General features: G+C 68.8%; 5 protein-coding genes and 2 pseudogenes. 2 read left to right on the forward strand and 5 right to left on the reverse strand.

Annotated features, from left to right (window positions below; genetic code table 11):
• Positions 1-2 precede the first annotated feature (2 nt).
• Positions 3-932 (forward strand): sulfonate ABC transporter substrate-binding protein, encoded by a 930-nt coding sequence (locus tag G3O00_RS38770; protein ID WP_241025533.1) that lies wholly within the window; start codon positions 3-5, stop codon positions 930-932.
• Between the two features lie 39 nt (positions 933-971).
• Here the strand turns inward: G3O00_RS38770 and G3O00_RS38775 are convergent, their stop codons facing one another.
• Positions 972-1556: a putative glycolipid-binding domain-containing protein gene (locus G3O00_RS38775; RefSeq protein WP_206146154.1), complete on the reverse strand. Its 585-nt coding sequence runs from the start codon at positions 1554-1556 to the stop codon at positions 972-974.
• Positions 1557-1591: 35 nt separating this feature from the next.
• On the opposite strand from G3O00_RS38775, the gene G3O00_RS38780 reads away from it, so the two are divergent.
• Entirely contained in the window at positions 1592-1816 is a 225-nt protein-coding gene (locus tag G3O00_RS38780; protein ID WP_206146155.1) for a hypothetical protein, read from the forward strand.
• A 7-nt stretch (positions 1817-1823) separates the two neighbouring features.
• On the opposite strand, the gene bamE is transcribed toward G3O00_RS38780, so the two are convergent.
• From bamE to G3O00_RS38790, 4 genes and pseudogenes are all read right to left on the reverse strand, one after another.
• Positions 1824-2252, reverse strand: coding sequence for an outer membrane protein assembly factor BamE (gene bamE, locus G3O00_RS38785; protein WP_174930502.1), 429 nt, complete (start codon positions 2250-2252; stop codon positions 1824-1826).
• A 42-nt stretch (positions 2253-2294) separates the two neighbouring features.
• Positions 2295-2588 (reverse strand): YadA-like family protein, encoded by a 294-nt coding sequence (locus tag G3O00_RS44200; protein WP_346779020.1) that lies wholly within the window; start codon positions 2586-2588, stop codon positions 2295-2297.
• Between the two features lie 154 nt (positions 2589-2742).
• Positions 2743-2832 (reverse strand): annotated as a pseudogene (locus G3O00_RS44205) (hypothetical protein); the annotation flags it as partial.
• Positions 2833-3065: 233 nt separating this feature from the next.
• Positions 3066-6080: pseudogene (locus G3O00_RS38790) on the reverse strand (autotransporter adhesin); the annotation flags it as partial.
• Between the last annotated feature and the right edge of the window lie 65 nt (positions 6081-6145).

Below are 6145 nucleotides of genomic sequence, written 5' to 3' on the forward strand. Positions count from 1 at the left end.
TGCTGCAAGGCGCGGCCGCCGGGCTGGCCGGGCTCGCGCTCGGCCCGCTCGCGGGCCTGCCTGCACACGCGCAAGACAGCGGCACGCGGCTGCGCATCGGTTTCCAGAAATACGGCAACTTCGTCGTGCTCAAGGCACGCGGCACGCTGGAGAAGCGGCTTGCAAGCCAGGGCGTCACCGTGCAGTGGCTCGAATTTCCCGCCGGCCCGCAATTGCTCGAGGGCCTGAACGCCGGCGCGATCGACGTCGGCACGGTCGGCGAGACGCCGCCGATCTTCGCGCAGGCGGGCGGCGTCGATTTCGTCTACATCGGCAACGAGCCGCCCGCGCCGCAGGGCGAGGCGATCGTCGTGCTGCCCGATTCGCCGATCCGCAACGTCGCGCAGCTGCGCGGCAAGAAGGTCGCGTTCAACAAGGGTTCGAACGTCCATTTCCTGCTCGTGAAGGCGCTCGAACATGCGGGCCTCACGTATGCCGACATCCAGCCGATCTACCTGACACCCGCCGATGCGCGCGCCGCGTTCGTGCAGCGCAACGTCGATGCATGGGTGATTTGGGATCCGTACCTGGCCGCCGCCGAGCGGCAGATCGGCGCGCGCGCGATCGCGAACGGCGAAGGGCTCGTGCGCAATACGCAGTACTACCTCGCCGCGCGCAAATACGCGACCGCTCACCCGCAGGTACTGCGCGCGCTGCTCGACGAAGTCGACGCGGTCGATCGCTGGGCGCGCGACCATGTGCCTGAAGTCGCCACGCAACTGTCGCCGCTCGTCGGCCTCGACGCGCCGACGCTCGAAGTCGCGCTCAAGCGCGCCGGTTACGGCGTACAGCCGATCAGCGACGCGACACTCGCGTATCAGCAGACCATCGCCGATACGTTCAGCACGCTGAAGCTGATTCCGGGCAAGCTGTCGGTCGCGAGCGCACGCTGACGCACCGCCGCTACCGACGCACGGCGCGGTACGCGTGAATCAACGCGCGGGTGCCGCGCCGATGCGCCGCCATTCGTCGTAGTCGGTGACGAGGCCCGCATCGTCGACCGCAATATCGGCCGCATACGTGCCGCTTTCGTAGCGGTACACGCGCTCCGCCGTACGCGTATAGCGCTGCTCGCCGCGCACGAATTCGAAATCCGGAAAGCGCAGCCACGCGGTGTGGATCACGGCCGCCTCGCCGACGGCCAATCCGAGCCGCCGGATCGGCAGCGTATTCGTCGACGGGCTGAAACCGAGATCGACGTCGGTCGCGCCCGCGAGCGCCGGTACGTCGACGCCGTCGATCGTCCAGCGCCTCGCGTCGCATGCGATATCCCACTGCCGCGGCGGCTGCGTGCCGCCCCACTGCGTGATGCGTGCCGAGCGCGTGAGCCAGTCGGCGCCGCATGCGATCGCGTATTCGATGCGTAGCGGCATGCCGTCGATCGCGCCTGCCAGCGTGCCCGACAGCTCGATGCCCGTGCGCGTCTCGGCGAGCCGGCACCATTCGGCGGTCTGCCAAGTCTGCACGTTCTGCCACGCAACGCAGTGCATGCGCATCGCGTCGTCCTGCTTCGTCATGTCGTCTCCTGTCGTTCGACGCGGGTGCGTCGTGCATGCCGGCGCGGACCGGCTTCGTCGTCGAGACAGATTTTCGCGCAGGACGGCGCCGAACACACGCGGCCTCGGCGATGAACGGCCGAATCGGCCTGTTCGGCAAACAGGCGCGGCGCAACACCGGGCAACGCAGGAAAAGCAGCGCCGCCCGCGCACATCGGCGCGAACGGCGGGCGAACCGGCAGGGTCGGCCGGTCGAGACAACCGCACCGGCCGTCGCGTGACGGCCGGTTACGAACGCCCGGCCTGCTCGAGCGCGCCGGCGCAGCTTTCCGGCTTCCACAGGAACGTGCGCGCGAGCCGGTCCTGGTCGAACAGTACCTTGTACTGGCACTGGATCGGGCCGCTTGCCGACGGCAGATGGAACAGGTAGTCCCATTCGCGCACGCCCATCAGCCCTTCCGAGAAATGCGGTGTGCCGAGCAGCTCGTACAGCTGAGCCTTGTTCATCCCGCTGCGTACACTGCGCAGGCTGTCGAGGTTCGGCCACGAACCGTCCTTCACGGTCGCATGGCTCACGTCGGGAAACACGGCCTGGTCGGTCGTGCCTTCCGGCGTGACGGTGCTGAGGCTGCCGCAGCCCGCGAGCGCGACGGCGAGACAGGCGGCGGCCGCCGTGCGGACGGCCCGGCCCGATACACGAGTGTGCTGGTTATGCATGGATCGTTGATTTCCAAGGTGAATGGCTTTCATGACGCGCGCTTACCACTGGTAGCCGACACCGACCGACCCGCCGACGTCGCCGCGCGACGTGCTGCTCGCGCTGCCCTTGACGACCCATTTGCCGTTGTCGGAGATGGTCGACAGGCCGAGCGCGACACCGCTCTCGCCGCGCCACGTGCCGCCTCCGAGCGCGACCATGCTGCGGCCCGGCAGGTACGCCTGCGGCAGCCCGGCCATCGCCATCGCGGCGGCAACGCCGGCGGACAGACGGCGGTCCATGTTCTGCAGGTCGTTGCGCACGCCGGCGATCTGGCCGCCGAGCCCGCGCTCCATGTCGCGCAACTGGTTGACGTTGACCGCATCGGTGCCGGCCGTGCCCGGCGCGACGTTGACGATCTGGCGCTCCTGACCGGCCGCGCCCACCGACACCGCGTTGTCGCGGCTGCCGTCCGAGCCGGCGCCCAGCGCGACCGCGTTGCTGCCCGACGCCTTCGCGCCGTTGCCGAGCGCCGTCGAATTGCTGCCCGTCGCGCTCGCCTGGTTGCCGATCGCCGTGCTGTTCGAGCCCGACGCCACCGCGCCCGCGCCGCCGGCCACCGAATTGCTGCCGCTGGCGGACGGTGCGACCGGCGTCTGGTCCTGGCTGACCTGGAACATGCCGCCCGCGCCCTTCTTGATATTGTTCACGTCGCCTTCGACGTTCGTCATGCGATCGCCGAGCTTGTCGATCTGGTCACCGACGTGCACGACGTCGCCCGCGACCTTCTGCACCTGCTGGTCGGTATAGTCGTTCGCCGCCTTCACCGCGCCGTCGAGCTGGCGCACGTTCACCGCGTCGGTCGCCTCGCGGCCGTCGGCCACGTTGCTAATCGTGCGCTCCGCGCCGGGCGCGCCCACCGACACCGTGCCGGACGTCGTGTTGTCCGCGCCGGAATACTTGCCCGTGTATTGCTCCGCACCGCGATCGGCCACCGAGCCCGCGCCCAGCGCGACGTCGCCGTCCTTGCTCGCTACCGCGCCGTTGCCGACCGCGACCGTGTTCGCTCCGTTGGCCACCGCCGCCGGCCCCATCGCCGTGCTGCCGGCGCCGTTCGCCTGCGAATCGGGCAGCGGCGTCGCGCTGCCGCCGTTCGCGTGGAAGTACTTGATGCCGCCGCCGTTCGCGATGGTGTCGATCTGGTCGCCGAGGCGCGTCACGTTCTGGTTCGTCTCGTACAGCTGCGAACCGTTGACCGCGTCCGTGCTGGTCGCCGACAGCTCGCCGGCCGCGACGTTCGTGATCGTCGTCGGCGCGCCGCCCGGGTTCATCGTCACGTGCGTGTAGTCGATCGTGCCGTCCGGGTTGCGGTCGTACTTCACTGCGCCGGCATCCAGGTCGCTGACGTTCGCTTCCACCGACTTCAGCTGGCTCACGTTCACCGCGTCGGTATCGCCCGAGCCGGCCGCGACGTTCGTGATCCGGCGTTCGGCGCCGGCACTGCCGACGCTCACTTCGCCGACCGGGCTCGTGCCCGCGAGCGGGCCGCTGCCCGGGTTGTATGCGGCGTTGCCGAGCGTGCTGCCATCGGCGATCGCATGCGCACCGAGCGCCACGCTGCCGGCGTGCGAGGCCGTCGCTTCGCGGCCCAGCGCCAGTGCGTCGGCGGCGCTCGCCGTTGCGCTGTAGCCCACCGCCGTACTGCCCGGGGCTTGTGCGAACGCATCGGTCTGCGGAAGCCCCGCTTCGTTCGTGCGCGCATAACGAATCCCCATCCCGTTCTGATCCGTGTACGCCTGGCTCGTGTCGCCCGCGATGTTCGTAACCGTGTCGCCCAGCTTCGTCACGTTCTGGTTCGTTTCGTTGAGCTGCGAACCGTTCACCGCGTCCGTGCTGTTCGCCGACACGTCACCCTGCGCGACGTTCGTGATCTTCGTGCCACCCGTCTTGCCGCCGTCGGTCGATGCCGGGCCTTCCAGCGTGATCTGCGTCTTCGGATCGCCCGGATTGCCGTCGTACTTCACCGCGCGGTCGCTCACGTCGCCGACGCTCGATTCCAGCGCCTTGAGCTGGCTCACGTTCACTGCGTCGGTATCGCCCGAGCCCGCCGCGACATTGGTGATCCGGCGTTCGGCGCCACTGCTGCCCACGCTCACTTCGCCCACCGGGCTCGTGCCGGCAATCGTGCCGCTGCCCGGGTTGTATGCGGCGTTGCCGAGCGTGCTGCCGTCGGCAACCGCATGCGCACCGAGCGCCACGCTGCCGGCGTGCGAGGCCGTCGTTTCGCGGCCCAGCGCCAATGCGTCGGCGGCGCTCGCCGTTGCGCTGTAGCCGACCGCCGTACTGCCCGGCGCCTGCGCGAACGCATCGGTTTGCGGAAGCCCCGCTTCGTTCGTCCGCGCATAGCGGATACCCATCCCGTTCTGATCCGTGTACGCCTGGCTCGTATCGCCCGCGATGTTCGTGATCGTGTCGCCCAGCTTCGTCACGTTCTGGTTCGTTTCGTTCAGCTGCGAACCGTTCACGGCATCCGTGCTATTGGCCGACACGTCGCCCTGTGCCACGTTCGTGATCTTCGTGCCGCCGGTCTTGCCGCCGTCAGTCGAAACCGGGCCTTCCAGCGTGATCTGCGTCTTCGGATCGCCCGGGTTGCCGTCGTACTTCACCGCGCGATCGGCCGTCTCCTGGATCTTCTGGTTCGTATCGTTGAGCTGCGAACCGTTCACCGCATCCGTGCTCGTCGACGACACATCGCCCGGCGCCACGTTCGTGATCTTCTGGCCTGCCATGTCGAGGCCCGAACCCGACAGCACCGGACCGCCGTTGTCGATCCCCACGCTCGTGAACGTCGGCGTGTCGCTCGTCGCGATCGAGATCTTCTGGCCGTCCTGCGTCAGCGCGATGTTCTTCCCGCCGTCGATCGTCATCGTGTCGCCCGGCTTCACCGCCGTCACCGACGTGCCGCTCGCGTTGCCGCTCGTCGTCACATTCCAGCCTTCGTTCAATGCGTTGATCGCGTCGCTGATCGTCGTCTGCTGGCCGCCCGCGATGTTGTACGTCGGGCCCGTGACCTTGCCCGTCGCCGGATCGTACGACGCACCGCCGCCGATCACCGATGCGGTGCTGTCGCCGAGGTTGTTCACGGTCTGGTTCGTCTGGTTCAGTTGCGAACCGTTCACCGCGTCGGTGCTCGTCGACGACACATTGCCCGACGCGACGTTCGTGACCTTTTGTCCCGCCATGTCGAGGCCCGAACCCGACAGCACCGGGCCGCCGTTATCGATCCCCACGCTCGTGAACGTCGGCGTGTCGCTCGTCGCGATCGAGATCGTCGAACCGTTCTGCGTCAGCGCGATGTTCTTGCCGCCGTCGACCGTCATCGTCGCGCCCGGTTTGACCGCCGTCACCGACGTGCCGCTCGCGTTGCCGCTCGTCGTCACGTTCCAGCCTTCGTTCAATGCGTTGATCGCGTCGCCGACCGACGTCTGCTGGCCGCCCGCGATATTGAAGGTCGGTGCGGACACGTTGCCGGTCGCCGGATCGTACGACGCGCCGCCGCCGATCGCCGCGGCCGTCGTGTTGCCGAGGTTGTTCACGTTCGTGCCGAGCGACTTGAGCTGGCTCACGTTCACCGCGTCGGTATCGATCGAGCCGGCCGCGACGTTCGTGATCCGACGTTCGGCACCGGCGCTGCCCACGCTGACCTCGCCCACCGGGCTCGTGCCGGCAACCGTGCCGCTGCCCGGGTTGTACCCCGCATTGCCGAGCGTCGAGCCATCCGCCACCGCGTTCGCACCGAGCGCGACGCTGCCCGCATGCGACGCCTTCGCGTTCGAGCCGAATGCAATCGCGTTCTGCGCAGTCGACTGCGCGGTATCGCCGAGCGCGAGCGCACCGGCCGCGGCCGCCGACG

Source organism: Burkholderia sp. Ac-20384 (assembly GCF_017104605.1).
Classification (GTDB): domain Bacteria; phylum Pseudomonadota; class Gammaproteobacteria; order Burkholderiales; family Burkholderiaceae; genus Burkholderia; species Burkholderia lata.

Bases quoted from the DNA above. Each gene is read 5' to 3' on its own strand.
- G3O00_RS38780 (WP_206146155.1), top strand. From the start codon at position 1,592: ATGCCGGCGCGGACCGGCTTCGTCGTCGAGACAGATTTTCGCGCAGGA.
- G3O00_RS44200 (WP_346779020.1), bottom strand. From the start codon at position 2,588: ATGGAGCGCGGGCTCGGCGGCCAGATCGCCGGCGTGCGCAACGACCTG.
- bamE (WP_174930502.1), bottom strand. From the start codon at position 2,252: ATGCATAACCAGCACACTCGTGTATCGGGCCGGGCCGTCCGCACGGCG.
- G3O00_RS38775 (WP_206146154.1), bottom strand. From the start codon at position 1,556: ATGACGAAGCAGGACGACGCGATGCGCATGCACTGCGTTGCGTGGCAG.